This is a genomic window from Streptomonospora salina (assembly GCF_014204715.1).
Taxonomy (GTDB): Bacteria; Actinomycetota; Actinomycetes; order Streptosporangiales; family Streptosporangiaceae; genus Streptomonospora; species Streptomonospora salina.
Window position 1 is genome coordinate 12,865 of record NZ_JACHLY010000001.1, and the last position, 21,203, is coordinate 34,067.

General features: G+C 74.7%; 18 protein-coding genes. 6 read left to right on the top strand and 12 right to left on the bottom strand.

The window, feature by feature from the left end:
* Positions 1-63 precede the first annotated feature (63 nt).
* The 3 genes from HNR25_RS00095 (at position 64) to HNR25_RS00105 (ending at position 2,805) form a co-directional block, all read left to right on the top strand.
* Positions 64-654: an RNA-guided endonuclease TnpB family protein gene (locus HNR25_RS00095; RefSeq protein WP_376767387.1), complete on the top strand. Its 591-nt coding sequence runs from the start codon at positions 64-66 to the stop codon at positions 652-654.
* Between the two features lie 221 nt (positions 655-875).
* Entirely contained in the window at positions 876-2,246 is a 1,371-nt protein-coding gene (locus tag HNR25_RS00100; RefSeq protein ID WP_184638604.1) for an amino acid permease, read from the top strand.
* 61 nt (positions 2,247-2,307) lie between these two features.
* Positions 2,308-2,805 (top strand): NUDIX domain-containing protein, encoded by a 498-nt coding sequence (locus HNR25_RS00105; RefSeq protein WP_312862269.1) that lies wholly within the window; start codon positions 2,308-2,310, stop codon positions 2,803-2,805.
* Positions 2,806-2,865: 60 nt separating this feature from the next.
* On the opposite strand, the gene HNR25_RS00110 is transcribed toward HNR25_RS00105, so the two are convergent.
* Complete coding sequence (locus HNR25_RS00110; protein WP_184632278.1) at positions 2,866-3,285, bottom strand: ankyrin repeat domain-containing protein; 420 nt, start codon at positions 3,283-3,285, stop codon at positions 2,866-2,868.
* Between the two features lie 339 nt (positions 3,286-3,624).
* Between HNR25_RS00110 and HNR25_RS00115 the strand changes: the two genes are divergently transcribed.
* Positions 3,625-4,140, top strand: a complete 516-nt coding sequence (locus tag HNR25_RS00115) for a hypothetical protein (protein ID WP_184632280.1) — start codon at positions 3,625-3,627, stop codon at positions 4,138-4,140.
* Between the two features lie 139 nt (positions 4,141-4,279).
* Here HNR25_RS00115 and HNR25_RS00120 read toward each other — a convergent pair whose 3' ends face one another.
* The 5 genes from HNR25_RS00120 to HNR25_RS00140 form a co-directional block, all read right to left on the bottom strand.
* A complete protein-coding gene (locus tag HNR25_RS00120; RefSeq protein ID WP_184632282.1) occupies positions 4,280-6,043 on the bottom strand; it encodes a hypothetical protein in 1,764 nt (587 codons plus the stop codon).
* 34 nt (positions 6,044-6,077) lie between these two features.
* On the bottom strand, positions 6,078-7,364 hold the full coding sequence (locus tag HNR25_RS00125; protein ID WP_184632284.1) for a site-specific integrase: 1,287 nt from the start codon (positions 7,362-7,364) through the stop codon (positions 6,078-6,080).
* Positions 7,365-7,412: 48 nt separating this feature from the next.
* On the bottom strand, positions 7,413-7,904 hold the full coding sequence (locus HNR25_RS00130; protein WP_184632286.1) for a hypothetical protein: 492 nt from the start codon (positions 7,902-7,904) through the stop codon (positions 7,413-7,415).
* An 89-nt stretch (positions 7,905-7,993) separates the two neighbouring features.
* A complete protein-coding gene (locus tag HNR25_RS00135) occupies positions 7,994-8,308 on the bottom strand; it encodes a hypothetical protein (protein WP_184632288.1) in 315 nt (104 codons plus the stop codon).
* A gap of 240 nt (positions 8,309-8,548) precedes the next feature.
* Entirely contained in the window at positions 8,549-12,148 is a 3,600-nt protein-coding gene (locus HNR25_RS00140) for a TM0106 family RecB-like putative nuclease (protein ID WP_184632308.1), read from the bottom strand.
* 251 nt (positions 12,149-12,399) lie between these two features.
* Between HNR25_RS00140 and HNR25_RS25540 the strand changes: the two genes are divergently transcribed.
* Together HNR25_RS25540 and HNR25_RS25545 are read left to right on the top strand one after the other, a co-directional pair.
* Positions 12,400-12,966 carry an RNA-guided endonuclease InsQ/TnpB family protein gene (locus HNR25_RS25540; protein ID WP_246463487.1) on the top strand — a complete coding sequence of 189 codons (567 nt, stop codon included), beginning with the start codon at positions 12,400-12,402 and terminating at the stop codon, positions 12,964-12,966.
* Positions 12,963-13,319: a transposase gene (locus HNR25_RS25545; RefSeq protein ID WP_312862270.1), complete on the top strand. Its 357-nt coding sequence runs from the start codon at positions 12,963-12,965 to the stop codon at positions 13,317-13,319. Before HNR25_RS25540 ends, HNR25_RS25545 begins: the two co-directional genes overlap by 4 nt.
* Positions 13,320-13,449: 130 nt before the next feature.
* Here the strand turns inward: HNR25_RS25545 and HNR25_RS26340 are convergent, their stop codons facing one another.
* The 6 genes from HNR25_RS26340 to HNR25_RS00175 all read right to left on the bottom strand — a co-directional run bounded on the left by HNR25_RS26340 (position 13,450) and on the right by HNR25_RS00175 (position 21,196).
* Entirely contained in the window at positions 13,450-14,100 is a 651-nt protein-coding gene (locus HNR25_RS26340) for a septal ring lytic transglycosylase RlpA family protein (protein ID WP_312862271.1), read from the bottom strand.
* A 427-nt stretch (positions 14,101-14,527) separates the two neighbouring features.
* Positions 14,528-15,217 (bottom strand): sirohydrochlorin chelatase, encoded by a 690-nt coding sequence (locus tag HNR25_RS00155; protein WP_376767388.1) that lies wholly within the window; start codon positions 15,215-15,217, stop codon positions 14,528-14,530.
* Positions 15,217-16,407, bottom strand: a complete 1,191-nt coding sequence (locus tag HNR25_RS00160) for a uroporphyrinogen-III synthase (protein WP_184632314.1) — start codon at positions 16,405-16,407, stop codon at positions 15,217-15,219. Before HNR25_RS00160 ends, HNR25_RS00155 begins: the two co-directional genes overlap by 1 nt.
* Complete coding sequence (nirD, locus tag HNR25_RS00165; protein ID WP_184632316.1) at positions 16,404-16,838, bottom strand: nitrite reductase small subunit NirD; 435 nt, start codon at positions 16,836-16,838, stop codon at positions 16,404-16,406. Before nirD ends, HNR25_RS00160 begins: the two co-directional genes overlap by 4 nt.
* Positions 16,839-16,906: 68 nt before the next feature.
* Positions 16,907-19,501, bottom strand: a complete 2,595-nt coding sequence (gene nirB, locus HNR25_RS00170) for a nitrite reductase large subunit NirB (protein ID WP_184632318.1) — start codon at positions 19,499-19,501, stop codon at positions 16,907-16,909.
* A gap of 255 nt (positions 19,502-19,756) precedes the next feature.
* Entirely contained in the window at positions 19,757-21,196 is a 1,440-nt protein-coding gene (locus HNR25_RS00175; protein ID WP_184632320.1) for an FAD-dependent oxidoreductase, read from the bottom strand.
* Positions 21,197-21,203: the final 7 nt, after the last annotated feature.

Consider the following 21,203-nt stretch of genomic DNA (forward strand, 5'->3'; position numbering starts at 1 on the left):
CGATCCGGACCCGGGCTGCCACCACGGTTTCCCCATGGCTGTTCACTGCCGCCGACCTGGCCATTGCCCCTTTCCGGCTTATCTTGTCCGCCCCCTAAGCGGGCACAGCGCGACCTGTCCCGCAAGGCCAACGGCAGCAGGAACCGGGACAAGGCCAGGGTGAAGGTCGCCCGCGCCCACGCCCGGGTCGCACGGCGCGATTTCCACCACCGGCTCTCCACCCGGTTGATCCGCGAGAACCAAGCGGTGGCCGTGGAGACCCTGGCGGTGAACGGGCTCGCGCGCACGCGTCTGGCCGCGTCGGTGCACGACGCCGGATGGTCGGCGTTCGTGCACATGCTGGAATACAAAGCCGCACGGTACGGCCGCAGACTGGTCAGGATCGGGCGGTTCGAACCCACGTCCCGGGTGTGCTCGGTGTGCGGCGTCAAGGACGGGCCCAAGCCGCTGCACGTGCGCGAATGGGCGTGCAGCGGTTGCGGGGCCGTGCTGGACCGGGATATCAACGCGGCGGTCAACGTCGCCACGGCCGCCGGGCTGGCGGCATCAGCCCGTGGAGCGCAGGTAAGACCCGAACCCGTTCGGGCGCAGCGCGATGAAGCAGGAACCCGCCGAAGCGGCCGACCGGCCGCCGTAGGAATCCCCGGCTCTTAGCCCGGGGAGCGGAAGTCAACGCACCGTCCTGCACGCGCCATAACGCCACCGCGGGCCCGGCTATTCCGGCCCCTCCCCCGCCCCGGACCCCGGACGTGCGTGCGGCGCGACCGCCGACCGCGGCGCAGCCGATACCCTCGTTGGCCGTGACCAGGGACCGGACTTCGACCACGACCTCTTTCGGCACGTCAGAGCTGGCGCACTCGCTACGCCGCCGGCACATGGCGATGATCGCCATCGGCGGATCGGTGGGTGCCGGGCTGTTCATCGGCTCCGGTGCCGTCATCAGCACCGCCGGCCCGGCCGCGGTGCTCTCCTATGCGCTGGCGGGGACGCTGGTGCTGCTGACGCTGCGGGCGCTGGGCGAGATGGTGGTGGCCCGTCCCTCGGCGGGCTCGTTCTCCGACTACGCCCGCATGGCGCTGGGACCGCGCGCGGGCTTCTGCATCGGGTGGCTGTACTGGTGGATGTACAGCGTCCTGGTGGCGGCCGAAGCGGTGGCGGGAGCGGCCACGCTGGGTGCCTGGGTGCCGCTGCCCGGGTGGCTGCTGTCGCTGGCACTGCTGCTGGTGATGACGGGGGCCAACCTGATCTCGGTCCGCATGTTCGGCGAGACCGAGTCGCTGTTCTCCCTGGTCAAGATCGCCACGATCGTGGCGTTTCTCGTGCTGGGCGGGCTGTTCGCGTTCGGGCTGTGGCCCGATTCCGGGGGCGCCACGGTGGACAACCTGTGGGTCCACGGCGGTTTCGCCCCCAACGGCTGGGGCGCCGTGCTGGCTGCGACGGTGGTCGTACTGTTCTCCTTCGGCGGCGTGGAGATCGTCACGATCGCCGCCGGAGAGAGCGACGAACCCGAGCGCGGGGTCGCGCGAGCGACCACCAACGTGCTGTGGCGCATCGCCCTGTTCTACGTCGCCTCGATCCTGGTGGTGGTGATGGTTCTGCCCTGGGACACCGCCGAGCTGCTGCGCAGCCCGTTCGTGGCTGTGATGGAACGGGTCGGCGTGCCGGCCGCACCGCTGATCATGGAGGTGGTGGTGTTCATCGCGGTACTCAGCGTGCTCAACGCGGCGCTGTACACCTCCTCGCGGATGCTGCACGTGCTCACCCGCCAGGGCGACGCGCCGCGGGCGCTGGCGGCGGTGGGCCGGCGCGGGGTCCCCACGCGGGCGATCCTGATGGGCACCGTGGTGGGATACGCCTCGGTGATCGGCAACTACCTGTGGCCGGAGACGGTGTTCGCGTTCCTGGTGGCTTCCATCGGGGCGATCCTGCTGGTGCTGTTCGTGACGATCGTGTCCTCCCAACTGGTGCTGGGGCGCCGGCTGCGCCGGGCGGAACCCGACGCGCTGCGGTTCAGGATGTGGGGCTTTCCGTATCTGAGCTGGGCGACGCTGGCCGGCCTGCTGGCGATCCTGGGGGCGATGGCGCTGCTGCCCGACCAGCGGCTGCCACTGGCGGCGACCCTGGCCGCGGTGGCGGTGGTGCTGGCCGCCTACGAGCTGCGGCGGCGGTTGGGGCGCCGGCCGGTGAGCCGGAGCCCGCTGGGGTCGGCCGCCGCTCCGGACGACGGAGCCGGGGAGTCGGCGTGATCCTGGTACGGGCGCGCCCCCGCCTCGGGTGTCCGCGGGGGGCGGCCGTAGTCTGGCCGATGTGGCCGCCGATTCCGAATTCGCGTTCTTCGACGGGCTGCCCCGCACCCGCGGGGCGGCAGCCGCGCTGCTGGGCACCGCCGACGGGCGGCTGCTGCTGGTCGAACCGACCTACAAGCCGGGCTGGTCGCTGCCCGGAGGGGTCGTCGAGCGGGGTGAGTCGCCGCTGGCGGCCTGTCGGCGCGAGTGCGCCGAGGAGTTGGGGTTCGTCCCGGCGCTGGAGGCGCTGGTGTGCGTGGACTGGCTACCGCCGCAGCTGCACCCCGACGGGCGCCCGGCGACCGTGTTCGTGTTCGCGGGCGCGGTGGAGGATGCCGACCTGGGCCGGGTGCGGCTGCCGGCCGACGAGCTCAGTGACGCGGCTCTGGTCGGCCCCCGGGAATGGCCCGATCTGGTGAGCGACGGGGTGGGCCGGCGCCTGGACGCCGCGGTGGAGGCCGCCGCCCGGGGGTGCACGCGCTACCTGGAGCACGGCCGGCCGGTGCTGGGCCGAGGCTGAAGCGGCGGCAGGGCGGTGCCCGCCGCACCGGAGCGGGTTCGGTCGGCGCCGCGGCCGCGGTCAGGACTCGCCGGCGGTGAAGCGGTCCAGGTAGTGCCGCTTGTCGAACAGGCGGGCCGCCTCCAGTGCCGAAGGGCTGCCGGCGGCGGGGTCGGCGCCGTGGTCGACCAGGACGTCGACCACCGCGTCCTCGCCCTTGAACACGGCGCCGGCCAGGGGCGACTGCCCGCGGTCGTTGAGGCGGTCGGCGTCGGCGCCGCGCTCGCACAGCAGCGCGACGGTGCCGGCGTGTCCGTGGTAGGCGGCGAGCATGACGAGGGTGTCGCCCTTGTCGTTGGTGAGGTCGACCGGAACGCCCGCGTCGAGGTAGGCGGTCAGCGGTTGGGTGTCGCCGCGCCGGGCGAAGTCGAAGACGCGGCCGGCCAATTCGACGACCTCGGGATCGGGTTCGGGCGCGTCGGTGGGGTCTGCGTTGCTCACGGTTCCAGCCTAGGCGGGTCCGGCCGGGTGGGGCGACTTCACACAGGGTGACTTTACCCGGTTTTCGAGCGCCGGTCCGGTCGGCTGCGGCAGGGGCGCCAGCTGCGGTGGGCCACGCTTCGCGGTGTCGGGACTACGCGGGATAGGACGACGGATCCGTTCTCCTATGCCCAATTGGGCCTGAATGTCGCTATGGTGCTTGCTCAACTCCCCGTGGAGCCGCGTCGGACGGCGCCGCCCGTGCGGACGTCCGTTCGCACGGGCCTGCGCGACCCGCCGCAAACCGGTGGCGCGGCGCCGCCGGCCGCCTGCCGCCCCGAACACCTGAGGAGAAGACTCGTGCGACACTTCGTGGGATTCATCGCCGGACTGGTCCTCGCGCCCGTCCTCATCCTGGGCACCGGGTGGACGCTGCCGCGGTTCGCCGACCTGTCGGCGACCGGCCAGTCCATCGTCACCGCCGAGGGCGCGGTCGCCATCGGCGCGGGCGCGTCGGTCGCCCTGCTGGTGGCCCTGGCCGCGGTGCCGCCGCGGCTGACCCCGATGCTTCCGGGGATCGCCGGTCTGACACTGGTCGGGCTCACCGCGCTTCAGGTGCTGCGTCCGGCCTTGGTGGAGCGGGTCCCGGCGGTGGTCCCCGGCCTGGAGGGGGCGACGACCCTGCTGTCGATCGGGGCCTATCTGCCGCTGGGCCTGCTGCTGTTTTCGCCCATGCTGGCACCCTCGCGGTGGACCGGCGGGGACGGGGGACACGGCGTGACCGAAGAGGAGTACTTCGACGGCCTGTACGACGAGGACTACGAGGGCCGCGACGCCGACGACGGCCCCGCGCGCCGCCGCCCGGCCCGTGCTTGAGGGGTTCGGTGGTTGGTGCCGGATGCTCTCCCTCGGCATCGAGGCGCTGCCGGAGGATTCAGGCGGTGGATACCCGTCGTCTTTACATCGTAGATTCGCAAATCACCCGGCCGGGGCGGAGACGCCGGTCCGGCGGGAGTCACCGCCAGTCGGGCCCCCACGCCGAACTCGTGGACACGCCCGGCGGAAGCGGAGGCAGGCCGGGGGTGCCCGGGGAGCGCTCCGGGCGGTCGCGGGTACCGCCGTCGTCCTCCGCTGCGGCGTCGGGCACGACCGGCAGCGCCGCCGTCTCGGTGACGGGGGCCGCACGGCCTTGGGACGCGGTTTCCTCCGGGGCGGACGGCTCCTGCAGCGCCGTCTCCCCCGGCGCGCCGGGCCACGGCGGGGGCCCTTCCTCCGCCTCCTCCGGCGGGGCCGCATGGAAGGCCGCGGCGCCGGGCGCCGGTGCGTCGTCGTCGGCGCCGTCATGGCCGTCCTGACGCCCCTCCGGCTCCTGCGCACCCGGCCCATCGGCGCCGGAGAGCTCCCGTACGAATCCCGGGTACGTGTCGCCGCCGCCCGCCGGCTCGGCCCCGAAGACGACCGCGTCCGGAATACGCACCGCCAGGGGTGCACTGCCGACGTAGGGCCGAACGAGGCCGCCGAGGTCGGAACCGGGCCCCTCGTCGACGGCGGCGCCGCCGTCGACGGCCTGCGGCTGGGGGCCGGACGGCTCCTCGTGCCCGCCGGGCGCCGGTTCGCCCCGCTCCCCCGGCGCGTGGCCGGGGTCGGCATCGCCGGCGAAGTCCCGGGGCGCGTCGGCGGAGATGCCTGCCCCTGCGGGCTCGGCCGCGGAGCCCGCTCCCGAGCGGGCCCCGGTCGCGGCCGGGGCCGCGCGGCGCCACCAAGCGGCGGCCTCCTCCGCGGAGACCTCCTCGTCGGCCTCCAGCCAGCCGCGCACCATGGGGTGGCGCCGGCCCGCGTTCCACGAACGCGGGAAGGGCTGCTCGTCCAGCACGAGGACGTGCTCGCCGTCGACCGCGGGGATGTCGGCGGGAACCCCCTCGTTGCGCACCCACGATCCGTCCAGGGCCACGAGGTTCCACCATCCCTGGACCACGCGGGCCTGAGGGTCGGGCGGGGAGTCGCGGAAGGCGGCGACCCAGCGGGGGTCGGGGCGCCGGCCGGGCAGTCCGCGGCCGTCGGAGCCGAGGAGTGCGTCGGCGAGCAGGGTGTGCAGTTGGAAGTTGTCGCCGATGCCGTCGAAGAGGACGCGGAAGCCGCGCCCGGTGGCGCGGTCGAGGACGAGCGCGGACGTGGCTTCGGCCATGCGCAGCAGGGCGCGGATCTCGCCGAACTCCGACAGTGCGCCGCTGAGCTGGTTGGCGATGGCGACGAGTTCGGCGCGCAGCCCGGGATCGGCGCGCACGGTGCTGCGCACGCCCGACTGGCTGAGCATGGTCTTGGCGGCCAGGCCGTAGCGGCGGACGGTCCACCAGCAGACGGTGGCGGTGGGGGCGGACTCGCCCAGGCGCTGGGCGACGCGCTCCTCGGCGGCGGCGGTGACGTCGTCGGGTTCGGGCGGGCGTCCGCCGCCCGTGCGTTCCCAGGCGTGCAGGAAGACCGCCGCGCCCTGGCCGACGCTGCGCAGCAGGCCGACCGCTTCGGCGCCGGCGGGGCCGGGGTCGGCGCCCATCTCGACGAAGGCGCCGGCGACCACGGCGAGGTCGGCGGTGATGCCGGGGGCGGTGTGGCCGCCGCCGATGAAGGGGCCCAGCGCTTCCAGCGCCAGCTCGCGTTCGCTCGGCGGCGCCTCCGGCGCCAGCTGGAGCACCCGTTGCACGGCCGCAGGAAAACGCCCCGGGTCGGTGGAGACGGAGGCGTCGATCAGCTCCTGGAAGGCGGCACGAAACTCATCGATCACGTTCGCATCTTGACATATCCAGGACTCGAAGCGATCACAGACCCAAACGGGTCACCGCGTTGTCTTCGAGCGGACTGGCGGTGCGGATGTAGCCGTGGACGGTGCGGGGGTTGCTCCAGCGGCCCTGGCGCATGATCTCGCGGTCGCTGGCTCCGCCCATGGCGGCTTGGGTGGCGAACCCCGCACGCAGGGAGTGACCGGAGAAGGCGTCGGCGTCCAGTCCGGCGCGGCGCGTGTAACGCTTGACCAGGTCGGCGACGGCGCGCCCGGACACGGCTTTGGCGCCGATGCGCCCGTGGCGGTCCACCGGCGGGAACAGCGGGCGGCCGGTTCCGTCGGCCAGGTCGGTGCCGGTGTAGGTGTGGCAGCGGTGGGCGCCGGGGCCGGTCGCCGGCGCCTCTTCCAAGTGCCGGGCCAGGGCCGCGGCACCGCCGTCGCGGCAGGATTCGCGCAGGTCGGCCCAGTCGGCGAAGGCGCACACGGGGCAGGTCTGGGGGCGGCGCCCGCGGGGCAGGGCGACCTGCTGCTCGGTGCGGGCGTCCTGGTCGGTCTTGGTGGCGCCCAGGCGGACGACGAGCATGGGGGCGCCGGTGCGGTGGTCGGCGTCGAGGGCGGCGTCGTCGAACGTGAGGGCGGCGAGTTCGCTGCGGCGCAGGGCGCCGGCGAAGCCGGCCAGCAGCAGCAGGGCGTCGCGGCGGCGGGCCGTACCGCCCCGGGGGTCGCCGGGGTCCGGCAGTTCGGCCAGCAGGGCCTCCAGGGTGGGCAGCAGCAGTGGGCGTTTGCGGCGCGGTGCGGCGCGGCGGCGCCGGCGGACGCCGCGCAGCGTCATGCGCACGACCTCGCTGTGGGTGGGGGTGGCGAGCCCTTGTGCCCCGTGGACGGCGGAGATGGCGGCGGCTTTGCGCTCCAGGGTGGAGGGGGCCAGGGCCCACCGGCCGGGGTCGCCGGGGCGGACGGTGTCGGCGGCGGCCGCGAGGTAGACGGCGACGTCGACGGGGTCGGCGGGCAGGGACCGGCGGCCTTCGGACCGGCACCAGGCGGTGAAGGCGAGCCAGTCGGAGCGGTAGGCGCGCAGGGTGTTGGCCGATTGAGCTGAAGAGAGGTAGCGGCCCAGGGCGCCGGCCTGCTCGTCGTCGAAGCGGCGGCGCACGTCCTCCAGCGCGGCCTCGTCGACCAGGACGCTGCGGGTGCCGCGCACGAGGTGTTCGCGCACTTCGGCGGGGACGATCTCGGCGACGCCGCCGGGGTCGGTTCCGGTGTCGCGGTGTGCGCTGTCGTGTGTGCGGGGGGTGTCGTCGGCCACGGGGCCATGATGGCCCATCGCCGCCGGGCGGTGCGGGCGGGGGTGCGGCGCGGCGCCGCAACGGGCTCAGCCGGAGGCGATGCCGTTGCCGATGGCTTGGGCGATGCCGACGGGGGTGTCCAGGGAGAACAGGGCCACCGCGGAGACCAGCAGAGCGAAGGAGAACAGGACGGCGGCGATTTTGCGGCGCAGCAGGGCGGCCCATACGGCTCCGGCGACGGGGGCTCCCAGCGCGCACACGACCAGGCCCAGCAGGTACCAGGCGGCGGCGGTCATGCTGGCGCCGGCGCCCTGGTCCCGGCTGATCAGGGCGAAGCCTTCGGCGAGGAAGAGCACGAAGAACACCGATGCGCCCAGCGCCCACACCGCGGCCAGAGCGGTCCAGACCGCGGCGGGCCAGCGGCGTCGGTCGTCGAGCACGACCGGGGTGCGGCTGACGCCCGAGGCCGCGGCGGTCGCGGGCCCGGTGCGCCGGGCCGCCGGAGGGCCGGATTCGGCGGGGCCCGGGCCGGGTGCGGCCGGTCGGCCGGGCCGCTTGGACTTCTTCTTGGGCGACACGCGCTTCTCTCCGTGGTTCGGGGCGCGGGCGGGCCGTCCGGCCCGCCCGCGCCCCAACGTAGCGGCCGTGCGGCAGGGCGGTGTCCGCCTCAGCCGGCGAGCAGCAGGTGGACGGCGACGACGTAGACGACGGGCCAGGCCAGCAGCGCCAGCGACCACAGCGCGGCGCGGCGGTCGCCGGCGACGGTGGCGATCGCCGCGGCCAGCAGCGGAAGGCCCACCGACACGCTGAAACTCAGGGTGTACCACTCGGAGGCCGAGTTCTCGCCGGCGGCGATGGCGCGCAGATATCCCAGCGGCCCCAGTACCACGCTGGCTGCACACAGCAGGCCCGCGGTGATCCGTACTCCCAGAGGGTGGCGGGTGTTGCGGATCGGCCGGTCTCCGTTCTGTGCTGACGTCAACGGGGGAACCTTCTCCCAACGAAGCGGCCGCCGTGGGCGGCGCGGGGTGTGCGGGTAGCGGCGGCGCCGAAACGGCGGTGCCGCCGGGCGGGCGGGTCCGGGATCGCCGGAGCGCGTGGGGCCGTTCCGGTGCCGTAGTGCACATCCAACTCGGCATCGGCCCGTTGATCAACCCGGGAGCGGGTGCCGACCGGGTGAACGGGCGGTGGGTGTCGGCGGTAGCGGGGCCGGCGGCCCTCCTCACGGGTGCGGGTGGCCGGATGCGGGCCAGGGGGCGGCGTCGGCGCGCAGCCCGGCGAAGCCGGCCAGCACGCGCAGTTCGGCGACCGAGCGCGGGGACGATGCGCCCAGCTGGGGCGAGTAGACCAGCGCCGCCACGGTCTGAGCGCGTGAGAGAGCCACGTTGAGGCGGTTGCGGGAGAGGACGAAGTCGAGGCCCCGGGCGGCGTCGGCGGCGCTGGAGACCGTCATGGAGCAGATGACCACGGGGGCCTCCTGGCCTTGGAACCGGTCGACGGTGCCCACGCGCACCCCGGCCGGACCGGAGGCGTCCAGTGCTCGGCGCAAGGCGCGGACCTGCAGGTTGTAGGGGGCCACGACCAGGATGTCGGAACCGGTGATCTCGCGGTCGACCACGGCGCCGGGTTCGTGGAACGTGCGTCCGACCAGGTCGGACGCGATGGACACGACCGCTTCGACCTCTTCGGGGCTGTGGGTGGCGCGGCCGCTGTGGTCGGTCTCGTAGCGGTAGAGGCCGGCCGGAACACCGCTCATGGCGCGTTCGGCGGCGCTGGGGTGGGCATGCAGCATGCCGCGGTAGGACAGCTGGGAGACGGGGGCGCAGACGGCGGGGTGCATGCGTCGGGTCTGGTCCAGGAAGTAGCCCAGTTCGGGGTCGATGACCTCGGCGCCGCCGGCGAGGTGCTCCAGGGCCGAGGCGGCCGCACCCTCGCTGTGGGAGCCCTGGACGACCTGGGGCAGCTGCTGGGGGTCGCCCAGCAGCACGAGGTTGCGGGCGGCGGCCGACACGGCGAGGGTGTCGGCCAGCGCGAACTGGCCGGCTTCGTCGATGATCAGCACGTCGAGCGGATCGGCGGTCATCGCTTCGTTGGCCATGTTCCAGGCGGTGCCGCCGACGAGGTGGCCGCCGGTGTGGTCGGTGCGCCAGGCGGCGAGGTCCTTGGGGCTCTTGGGCTGGTCCCAGGGGGCGTCGGCGGCGGGTTTCTTGGCGGGCGGGCGCTTGGCGCACGGCAGGGGTGGGGACCCGCGGGCGGCGTGCAGGGCGGCCGTGAGGACGTTCTCGACGGCCTTGTGGCTGGTGGAGCACACGCCCACGGTGCGGCCGGAGGCGACCAGGCGGGTGATCAGGCGGGCGGCCAGGTAGGTCTTTCCGGCGCCGGGCGGGCCCTGCACGGCCAGGTAGGAGGAGTCGAGCCGTTCGGCGGCGGCGACGGCGGCGGCCACCGTGTCGCCGCCGTGGTCGGCGGGGTCGTCGAGCCCGGCCCCGTCGCGGGTGCGCGGGGGGCGGCGCAGCAGCACGTCGATGCCGGCGGTGCGGGGGAGCCCGGGCAGCTCCTCGACGGCCGCGGCCGCCACCGACCACAGCGCCTCGTCCTTGGGGGCCGACCGCACGGGGGCGCCGGGCAGCACCGCCGAAGGGGCGCGGGCGTAGGTCTCTCCTGGCGCGGAGGTCTCGACGAGGGTGAGGCGCTCGGGCGAGGCGGTTTCGACGGCGGCGTTGACGGTGTCGGCCTCCTGGCCGGGCGCTCCCGCATACAGCAGCCGGACCGAGTCGCCTGCGGTGAAGGGGTGGGGGCGGGCGGGGTCGGCGCGCAGCTCGACGTCGCGCCGGGCGAGTTTCCGGCGGCCGGTGGGTTCCTCCCAGCCGCCCAGGCGCGCCCGCAGCGGCACCAGGCACTCGTTGTCGGCTTCGAGCTCTTCGACGGGGGCGGAGACACGGCGGAAGTAGTCCCACCACGAGGGGTTCTCTTCGCGGCGGTAGTAGCCCACGAGCGCGGCCAGCAGCGCGCGGGCGCGCTGGTCGGGGCCGCGCTGGGCCGGGTCTTCGGCGACGCCCTCCGTCAGCGGGTCGGTGAGGGCCCGCAGCCGGGCCTCCTGCTCGTCGCGGAGGCGGCGCCGCTCGGCGGCGCGTTCGTCGGCGTCCTCGGCGACGAGTTCGCTCTGGCCGGACGGGCGCGCGGTGATGCCGTGCTCGGTACGCAGGTTCTCGAGCCAGTCGCGCAGGTCGGCGGTGGAGGCGCAGTCGTCGCGGTTGTAGTCGGCGATGCCGCGGGCGATCTTGTCGGCGCGGTCGGCCTCGCCGGACTGGACGGCGCCGAGGTAGTCGGCGTAGGCGTCGATGCTGGAGGCGGCGGTGGTGACGTCGCCGCTGCGGTGCCGGGGCAGGTAGAGGGGTTCGAGGTACTTGATGGAGTAGGAGCGCTGGGACACGCGCAGGCTCTTTTTGACGGTGGTGTAGAGGTCGACGAGGCGGCGGTGGCGCAGGAGTTCGTCGACGTCGGCCTCGCGGGTGCCGAAGGCCGCGGCCAGGAGTTTGAGGCGGTCGGCCTCGTAGGAGGCGTAGTGGTAGACGTGGGCGCCGGGGTCGGCGTCGATGCGTTCGCACACGAAGTCGACGAAGGCGGCGAAGGCGCGCTTCTCCTGGGCGCGGTCGTGGGCCCAGAAGGCGTGGAACTCCTCGGACTCCGCGGCCCCGGCGGGGCCGTCGGCTCCGGGGCGGGCACGGGTGACGGCGCCGAAGAGGTACTCCAGTCCGCGGCCGTCGGCGCCGTCGTAGTAGGGGTAGCCCTCCATGTCGAAGAAGACGTCGCCGGGGCTGGGCGGGGGCAGCGCGGCGAGGCCTTCCGCGGAGTGGACCTCGGCGATCACGGTCCCCTGGGGATCCTCGGCGCTGCGGGTGGCGTCTTGGCGCACTTGCAGCGCGGCCTGCTCGCGCAGCCGCGCGAAGGAGTGGCGGGGCATGGCGGCGGGCCGGTCGTCGTCGGCGGCGCCGGCCAGGGCGTCGATGGTGGCGATGCCGGCGTCGTCGAGGCGGCGGGCCTGGTCGGTGCGCATTCCCGCCACCAGCGAGAGGTGGCGGGCGCGGGCGCGGCCGGTGGCGCACAGGTCGCTGTAGCCGCAGCCGTCGCAGGAGGGGCGGGGCGCGCCCCACAGGGGGTCGGGCAGTGCGGGCGGGTGTGACAGGCGCTCCAGCAGCCGTTCGCGTACGCCCTGCAGGATGGGCAGGAAGTCGGCGACGCGGTGGGTGTGCACGCCGCGGTCGCCGGTGATGAGGTGCATGTGCTCCCCGCGGCCGGCGTCGGTGCGTTCCAGCGCTGCGGCGTAGGCGGTCAGTTGGAGGATCGCCGAGGGGCCGGGGTTGCGGGCGAGTTTGGTGTCCCAGGGCTCGTAGCGCGGCACGGTGCCGGGGCGGCGGGCGCCGGTGGCCGGGTCTACGGCGGTGGAGATCAGGAAGTCGGCTCGGCCGTGGAAGGCGGTTCCGGGGGCGAAGGCGTCGTAGAAGCAGGCCTGGTAGACGACGGGGGCGCCGGCGCGCATGGCTTCGGCGGTGGTCTCGGCGGCGGCGCGCAGGGCGGCGTCGGTGGGCGCGGGGTCGGCGACGGTGACGACGCCGTCGCCGAAGAGGCCGCGCAGGCGGTCGAGTTCGGCCTGTTCGTGGGCGGCGCCCTGCTGGGCGACGAGCGGGTCGAGGTCGGCGGGGGCGGGCGCGCCGGGCACCTCGGCGGCCGCGGCGATGCGCAGCGTACTGCGATGCTCGCATTCCATGGCGTCGACGAGGTCGGTCGGCGACACGACCCGGGCGTGCTCGGTTCGGAACACCCGCCGCTCCCTTCCCGCTGCCTGGTCTTCGCGCATTCTGCCACGTCGCGGCGGCCGCGCGCGGACGGTCGGCCGCGGCGGGGCGCGGGGCAGGGGTGCGGTTTCCGTCAGGCCCGGGACCGCCGGGGCGCGGTCACCTGACTTCCCGGAGGATGCCCCGGCCTTCAGGCCGGGGAGGAAATGCGGGCAGGCAACCGGCGCTTCTCCCGGTTCGACGCAGGAATGTCTCTGCCTCGTGTCATCTTCGCTCCATGCGGACGGCGTACAAGTGCCGGGCCTACCCGGACCCTGAGCAGGCGGCCCAGTTGGGTCGCACGTTCGGCTGTGTGCGCCTGGTGTGGAACAGGACCCTCGCTGAACGGCGCCATGCCTACCGTGAGCGGGGCGAGAACACCTCCTACGCCCGGACCGACGCAGCGCTGACCGGGTGGAAGAAGACCGCGGAGCCGGGGTTCCTGTCCGAGGTGTCCTCGGTGCCGCTGCAGCAGGTGCTGGGCCACCAGCACACCGCGTTTTCGAACTTCTTCGCCGGACGCGCCGCCTACCCCCGGTTCAAGAGCAGGAACGGCAAGCAGTCGGCGCACGACACCCGCAGCGCGTTCCGCATGCGCGACGGCCGGCTGTTCCTGGCCAAGCAGCAGGCGCCGCTGGCGTTCGTGCGGTCCTTCGACGAGACCGATCCGGCCGCGCTCGACCCCACGACGGTGGTCGTCTCCCGCGAGCCGGACGGGCGCTGGTACGTGGCCTTCGCCGTGGAGGCCGAGGACCCGCAACCCGCCCCGAGGCCGGTTCCGAGGTCGGCATCGACCTCGGGGTGACGGACCTCGCCGTGGTGTCCACCGGTGAGAGGATCGCCAACCCCCGCCACCTGGAGCGCAAAGCCCGCAACCTCAAGCGCTACCGGCGGCGCATGGCCCGCACGACCCCGGGCTCGGCCAACCGGAACACAGCGAAGAAGAAGGCCGCCGCCGCCCACCGCAAAGTCCGCCACGCCCGCACCGACTCCCTGCACAGAACCACCACACGGCTGGTGCGCGAACACGACGTGATCGCGATCGAGGACCTGAACGTGCGCGCGATCGGGACCTCAACGCGGCGAAGAACATCCGTGCGGCTGGTCGAGTCGCAGCCCGGGAGAGACCCCCGGGCGAGGCCTGGGGAGCCGATGTGAGACGGCACGGGTCCGCCCGTCCGCGGTCGGCGACGAAGCAGGAAACCGCTGCCGTGAGGCGGTCCGCGTAAGCGGGATCGTCCCCCGTCGGGGACGGTCGGAATCCCCCTCCTTCAGGCGGGGGAGGAAGTCAATCCACGACCTGCCACTGGACGTCGGTGACGCCGGCCGATGCCGAGGCGATCTGCTCGAAGGAGGCGGTGGACAGGTCCAGGCAGCGCCCGGCGACGAAGGGGCCGCGGTCGTTGATGCGCACGGTGACCGACGCGCCGTCGGCCGGGTTGGTGACCTCGACCATGGTGCCCATCGGCAGGCTCTTGTGCGCGGCGGTCATGGCTGCGGGGTCGAACCGCTCGCCGCTGGCGGTGGGCTGGGGCTCGCTGTACATGGAGGCCTCGCACGATCCGCCCCGGCCGGTGGCGCTCAGGTCCGATCCGCCGGAGCCGTCGTCGGGCTCGGGGTCGGTCTTCTCCTGGCGGGCGGTGCCGCTGACGGACTGTACGGCCGACTCCAGCGCCTGCCGGCGGTCGTGGCGGGCCTGGTCGTCGGTGCGGTCCTGGCCGGCGTCGGAGGGGGTGGGTCGGGCGTCGGCGGTTTCGGCGGGGGGCGGGGCGGTCTGCGCGGCGGCCGCACCGGGGCCTGAGGCGAGGGTGTCGACGGTGGCGGCGCCGGCCGTCCCGGCGGCGACGAGGGCGGCGCCGGTCGCGGTGACGACGAGGAGGGAACGCTTCTCTCGGAGGCGCTCGCGCAGGGAGGTGCGAGCGGTCTGGCGGTTGCCCACGGCGGTACGTCCTTCGAACGGGGACTGCGGACAGCCGCGCCGGCGGCCGCGGGGCGGGGCGGGACGCTCGTGCGCGGCGGCGCCACCCGAGCCCGGGGGAGGTGGCGGCGGCTTCGGTGCCGGGGGCGGGTATCCGCGGAGGCGGTCACCGAGTGCCGAAAGGGGATTATTCATCACGGGACGGTAACGCGTCCAGTGAGTGACGGTTTGCGGGAGCTTCACCGGGGCGGATTCGCCGCATGGCGTCCGGGCCCGCCCGGCGTGCGAACCGTATCCGGTCCGTCCGCGGTCCCCCGGGGTTCGTCACTGCCCCCGAACCGACTGTACCCGTGCGCACCGCTCGCATGTACCCGGGTCGGCCGGCTCGTCCCGGCGCCCCCGACCGCACCCGCCGGCGGGTGGGGCACACCGGCGCGCCGCGGCGGGTTCAGACCGCGGCCGGCACCGCGGCGCGGCGGTAGCGTGCGGCGACGGCGGCGACGACCCCGGCGTCGGGGCACAGCGGGCCCGCCACGGCGTCGGCGCCGGCCTCGGCCAGGCGCTGGTGGAACAGGCCGGGCGCCAGCAGCCACGACGCCAGCGCCACCCGCCGGTGCCCGCGCGAGCGCAACCGGCGCACCGACTCGGCGACCGTGGGTTCGGCCGTGGCGACGTAGCCCTCCTCGACCGGCGCTTGGAGACGGTCCGCCAGCCGCTGGGCGGCGTCGGCGACCTGGGCGCGCGCGTCGGGGTCGGAGGAGCCCGCCGCGGCCAGCACCACCGCCTCGCCCGTGCGCCGGCCGGCCTGGCCCAACCGGCGCACGGCCGCCTCCAGCAGGCGCTCGTCGCCGCCCAGCGCGCCGGTGACCACGGCGTCGCCGCGTCCGGCTCGCTCCAGCTGGTCGGGGATGTCGACACGCACGTGGTAGCCGGCCGCCAGAAAGGCGGGCACCACCACGACGGGGCCGTCGATGCCGGCGGCGACCTCGCCGACGTCGGGGGTGAGTACGTCGGCGAAGCCCAGCCGCACCGGGGCCTGCGACGCCTCGGCGACGGCGCGGGCCAGGCGGCGGGCCTCGGCGGTGCCGCGCGGGTCGCGGGTGCCGTGCACGGCCAGCAGCAGGGTCGGGACGTCCATCATGCTCCTCGGGGCGCGCAGTCACCGCCGTCCAGCGCGAGCCGGTAGCCGCGCTTGACCACGGTCTGGATGATGCGGGAGTCGCCCAGCGCGCTGCGCAGCCGGGCCACGGCGGTCTCTACGGCGTGGGCGTCGCCCTCGCCGCCCAGCGAGGCCAGCAGGTCGGCGCGGTCGCGCACTTGGCCGGGACGGCGGGCGAGCTCGCGCAGCATCCGCATCAGCGCGGGTGAGACCGGGCGGACCACGCCGTCGACGAGGACGGCGTGGCCGCGCAGCCGCAGGCGGTGCCCGGCCACCGGCAGGGTGGGGAAACGCTCGGGCAGCTCTTCGGCGAGGCGTTTGACCATGGCGCCCATGCGGGCGCGCTCGGGCCAGACGGTGGGGATGTCCTCGGCCATGAGCGGGCGCGCGGTGACCGGTCCCACGCACATGGCCAAGGTGTGCTCGCGCAGCTGCTCGGTCAGCGCGCGGTCGGCACCCAGGCGCCGGGCGCGCGCCAGCATCGAGGCGGCCGCGGGAGCGCTGGTGAAGGTGGCGGCGTCGACGCCGCCGGCGGCCACGTCCTCGATCAGCCGGTCCAGCGGCGCGGTGTCCTCGGGTTCGGTCCAGCGGTAGACGGGGACCTCCACGACGTCGGCCCCGGCCATGCGCAGGGCGGCGCAGAAGTCGGGCAGCGGGTCTCCGTGCAGCTGCACGGCCACGCGCAGCCCGTCGACCCCGTGTTCGAGCAGGTAGTCCAGCACTTCGGCCGAGGACTCCGAAGGCGGCGACCACTCCTCCCTCAGGCCTGCGGCGCGGATGGCGCCTGTGGCCTTGGGGCCGCGGGCCAGCATGCGCGAGGAGGCCATGGCGCGCACCAGCTCCTCGGCGCATCCCCAGGTGTCGCAGGCCTCCACCCATCCGCGGAAGCCGATTCCGGTGGTGGCCACGACGACGTCGGCGGGGCGGCGGGTCAGCTCGCGCGAGGCCGAGGCCAGGCGCTGGTCGTCGCTGAGCGGGACGATGCGCAGCGCCGGAGCGCTGGCGACCTCGGCGCCCTTGCGGCGCAGCAGCGCGGCCAGCTCGTCGGCGCGGCGGGCGGCGGTCACGGCGACGGTGAAGCCGGCCAGCGGCGCCACGGTGGCGGCGTCGTCGGGGCCGTCGTCGGGTGCCGGGCGGGCGGCGGGTGCGGTCGGCGGGGTGGGTGTCATGTGGTGGTGCCCTCGTCCGGTCGGGTGCAGACGTGGACCACGCCGTCGCGCAGCTCCACGGCGTAGGTGGACAACCCCACCTCGGGCTCGTCCAAGCACCGGCCGGTGCGCAGCGAGAACACCTGCTTGAGCATGGGCGAGGCGACGGTGGGCTCGCCGGCCCGGTCGCCGACGATGCCGCGGGACATCACCGCCGCACCGCTGAAGGGATCGATGTTGCCCACCGCATAGAGCACGTCGTCGTGCGTGCGGAAGACGGCTACCTGTCCCCCGTCAGGCAATAGGACGGCAACGCCGCGTTCGGCACCGAGTTTATCCGAGCCGCAGGCGGCGACCCGCAGTCGGTCGGGGTCGGCGGGCTCGCGGGCGGGCTCGTGGCGCGCAGCGCCCCCGGTCGGGGCGGTGGCGGGCTCGCGGGCGGGCAGGCTCATCGGCGTCGCACCTCCAGGTGGGCTCGTGCCCGCGGCGCACCGCGGGCCTGGCGTTTCGGCAGGACCGCTCAGACCGGGGTTCCGGCGGGCTCGTGGCGCGCAGCGCCCCCGCTCGGGGCGGTGGCGGGCTCGCGGGCGGGCGGCTCGGGCATACCCAGGGCGACGGGGCCGGTGGGGACCGGCTGGTCGCGCTCGATGTCGAAGGCGATGGTGGGGTCGGGGGCGTCGGGCGCGTTGGCGAAGGACACGAAGCGCTCCAGCTTTTCGGGGTCCTCCAGCACACCGCGCCACTCGTCGGCGTAGCCGGCGGTGTGGCGCTGCATGTCCTGCTCCAGCTCGGCGGCGATGCCCAGGCTGTCTTCGACGACGACCGCGCGCAGGTGGCCCAGGCCGCCGTCGAGCTGCTCGATCCAGGCGGAGGTGCGCTGCAGCCGGTCGGCGGTACGGATGTAGAACATCAGGTACCGGTCGATGTAGCGCACGAGGGTCTCGTCGTCGAGGTCGGCGGCCAGCAGTTCGGCGTGGCGTGGGGTGAAGCCGCCGTTGCCGCCGACGTAGAGGTTCCAGCCGGTGTCGGTGGCGATGATGCCGAAGTCTTTGCTGCGGGCTTCGGCGCATTCGCGTGCGCATCCCGACACCGCAGATTTGAGCTTGTGGGGCGAGCGCAGGCCGCGGTAGCGCATTTCCAGGCGGATGGCCATGCCCACCGAATCCTGGACGCCGTAGCGGCACCAGGTGCTTCCCACGCACGACTTGACCGTGCGCAGCGCCTTTCCGTAGGCGTGTCCGGACTCGAATCCGGCTTCGACCAGCCGGGCCCACACCGCCGGCAGCTGCTCGACGCGGGCGCCGAGCAGGTCGATGCGCTGGGCGCCGGTGATCTTGGTGTAGAGGCCGAACTCGCGGGCGACCTCGCCGATGACGACGAGCTTGTCGGGCGTGATCTCACCGCCGGGCACGCGCGGCACCACCGAGTAGGTTCCGTTGCGCTGGAGGTTGGCCAGGAAGTGGTCGTTGGTGTCCTGCAGCGCGGCCTGCTCGCCGTCGAGGATGTGGCCGCCGCCCAGGGAGGCCAGCACCGAGGCCACGGCGGGCTTGCAGATGTCGCAGCCGCGACCGGTGCCGTGGCGGTCGATGAGCTCGGAGAACGTGGACACGCCGGTGGCGGTGATGATCTCGACGAGCTCGGCGCGGGAGTACTCGAAGTGCTCGCACAGGGCGCTGGACTGCTCGATGCCGGAGTCGGCGAGCAGGTTCTTGAGCATCGGAACGCAGGAGCCGCAGCTGGTGCCGGCCTTGGTGCAGGCCTTGAGGGCGGGGATGTCGGTCTCGCCCTCGGCGATGGCGGTGGTGATGGCGCCCTTGGTCACAGCGTTGCAGGAGCAGACCTGGGCGTCGTCGGGCAGGGCGGCCACGCCGACGCCGCCGCCGGAGCCGCCCCGGTCGCCGGCGATGAGATCGAGGGGGTCGCCGGGCAGCTCGCGCCCCACCAGGGGCCGCAGGCCCGCGTAGGCCGAGGCGTCGCCGACCAGGACGCCGCCCAGCAGGGTGGTGGCGTCGTCGGAGACGACGAGCTTGGCGTAGGTGCCGCCGGGCGCGTCGTTGACGACGACCTCCAGGGCGCCTTCGGTGGCGCCTTGGGCGTCGCCGAAGCTGGCCACGTCCACGCCCAGCAGCTTGAGCTTGGTGGCGGTGTCGCCGCCGGTGAAGGCGGCGTCGCCGCCGGCGAGGTTGTCGGCGGCGACCTCGGCCATGGCGTTTCCGGGCGCGACCAGGCCGTAGACGGTGCCCTCGGCGCTGGCGCACTCGCCCACGGCGTAGATGCGGGGGTCGCTGGTACGGCAGGCGGCGTCGATCGCGGCGCCGCCGCGGGGGCCGATCTCCAGGCCCGCGGAGCGGGCGAGTTCGTCGCGGGGGCGCACACCCACGGAGAAGACGACGATGCCGGCGTCGACGATCCGGCGGTCGGGCCCCTCCTCGCCGAGCAGCACGCGCAGGCCGGCGCCGTCGGGGGCGGGTTCGATACCGGCCAGAGCGGCGCCGGTGTGGCAGACCACTCCGGTGTCGTCGACGAGCCGGCCCAGGACCGCTCCCCCGCCTTCGTCGACCTGTCGGGGCATCAGCCACGGCGCCATCTCCACCACGTGGGCCTGCATACCCAGCAGCGTGAGGGCGTTGGCGGCCTCCAGGCCGAGCAGGCCGCCGCCGACGACCACGCCGGCGGTGTCGCCGCGGCCGGTGGCGGCTGCGGCGGTGGCGGTGATTCCTTCGAGGTCGTCGATGGTGCGGTAGACGTGGCAGCCGGGCAGGTCGCGGCCGGACACCGGTGGCACGAACGCCGAGGATCCGGTGGCCAGGACGAGTTCGTCGTAGGCCAGGATCCGGCCGGCGGAGGTGGTGACGGTGCGGGCGCCGCGGTCGAGGGCGGCGGCGGACTCGCCCAGCAGCACCTGCACGCCGGGGCGTTCAGCCAGGTCGGGCAGCCGCAGCTCCTCTTCTCCGGAGCCGTCGAAGTAGGAGGACAGGGCGACACGGTCGTAGGCGGGGCGCGGTTCCTCACCGAGGACGGTGATCTGCCAGGGTGTGTCGGTGTCGCGGCTGAGGACGGCCTCGACGAGGCGGTGTCCGACCATGCCGTTTCCGATGACCACGAGCTGTCTCATGCCGGGTTCTTCTCCTCGCTGGTGGGCGGGGCGCCGAGCGCCGGCGGCCGCTGCTCTGTGCCTTTCAGGCAACCCGGAGCGTGTTTCACGACCGTCAGCCGTCGGTGAAGGCGGTGTTTCGTTTCCCTGTCATGGTCGGCCGCGCGCGGGTGAACGCTGTGCGCAGGCGGTTTCGCGTGCCGGTGCGGCAGGTCCGGCGTCCGCCGCCGTTGCCGACGGCGGCGGACGGGAACGCGGGCCCCGGCGCGGGGGGCGTCAGGTGGCCGCGACGGGACTGGTGGCGTTCCATCCCGACAGCAGCGCGTCGACGTCGCGGGTGCAGCCGCCGCAGCCGGTGGTGGCGCGCGTGGCTTCGGCGATGTCGGTGCGGGTGCGGGAGCCGTCCAGCCAGGCGGTCTCCAAATCCTGGCGGGTCACGGCGTTGCACCGGCACACGGTGGGGTCGGCTGCGGCTTCGGCCTGAGGTTCGGCCTCGGGGGCGGGGCGTCCGGTGAGCAGTGCGAGCCGGTCGGCGGGCACCGGGGCGCCGTCGTCGTACATCTGCGCGATGTCCGAGGCCGGTTCGGCGAAGCCCAGAAGCACGGCGCCGACGATGCGCTCGCGGCGCACCGAGAGCTTGGCGTAGCGGCCGCCGTGCGGGTCGGCGATGGTGACGGTTTCGGCGGTGTCGTCGGCCTCGGCCTCGCCCATCGCGGTCAGCTCGATACCCGCGGCCTTGAGCCGGGTGACGGGGCGGGCGCCGCTGTAGCGCGCCTCGGGGCGGGTTCCGGTGAGCCGGTCGGCCAGCACCGCGGCCTGCTCCCATCCGGGCTGGACGAGGCCGGCGCCGCCGCCGCGGTGCTGGGCGCAGTCGCCGGCGGCGTGCACACGGGGGTCGGCGGTGGCCAGCGTGTCGTCGACGCAGACGCCGTGTTCGGTCTCGATGCCGGCGTCGGCGGCGAGTTCGGTGTTGCCTTCGACGCCGGCGGTGACCACCAGCGCGTCGCCGGCCAGGACGCGGCCGTCGTCGAGTTCCAGCCCGGTGCCGGGGATCCAGCGGGCCGCCACCCGCCAGGAGTGCACGGACATGCCCAGTGCGCTGTACTGCTCGGCGAGGATCCGGGCGGCGGGCCGGTCGATCTGGCGGCGCATGATCCAGGGCGAGGACTCCACCAGGGACACCCGCATGCCGCGCCGGGCGAGGGCGCGGGCGGCCTCCAGCCCCAGCACTCCGCCGCCGAGCACGACGACGGGCCCGCCGGGGCGGGCGAGGGCGTCCAGGCGGCGGCAGTCGGCGGCGTCGCGCAGAGCGGTGACGCCTGGCGCGGGCGCGCCGTCGGAGGCGGCCAGTCCGGGGATGGGCGGGAAGGCGGCGCGGGCTCCGGTGGCCAGAACCAGGTCGTCGTAGTCCAAGTGGGTGCCGTCGTCGAGGGTGACCCGGCGGCGGGCGGTGTCCAGGCCACGGGCGGCGGCGCCGGTGCGCACGGCCACCGACGGCACCTGGGGCACGGGCAGGCGGATGTCGTCGGGCGTGTAGTCGCCGGCGAGCACCCCGGGCAGCAGGACCCGGTTGTAGGCGGGTTCGTCTTCGGCGCCCACGACGGTGACGCCGACGCGGTCGCCTGCGGGGTCGCGCCGGGCGACCTCTTCGGCGAAGCGGGCGCCGACCATGCCGTTGCCGATCACCACGATGCGGCGTGCAGGGTGTTGGGCCATGGTGTGT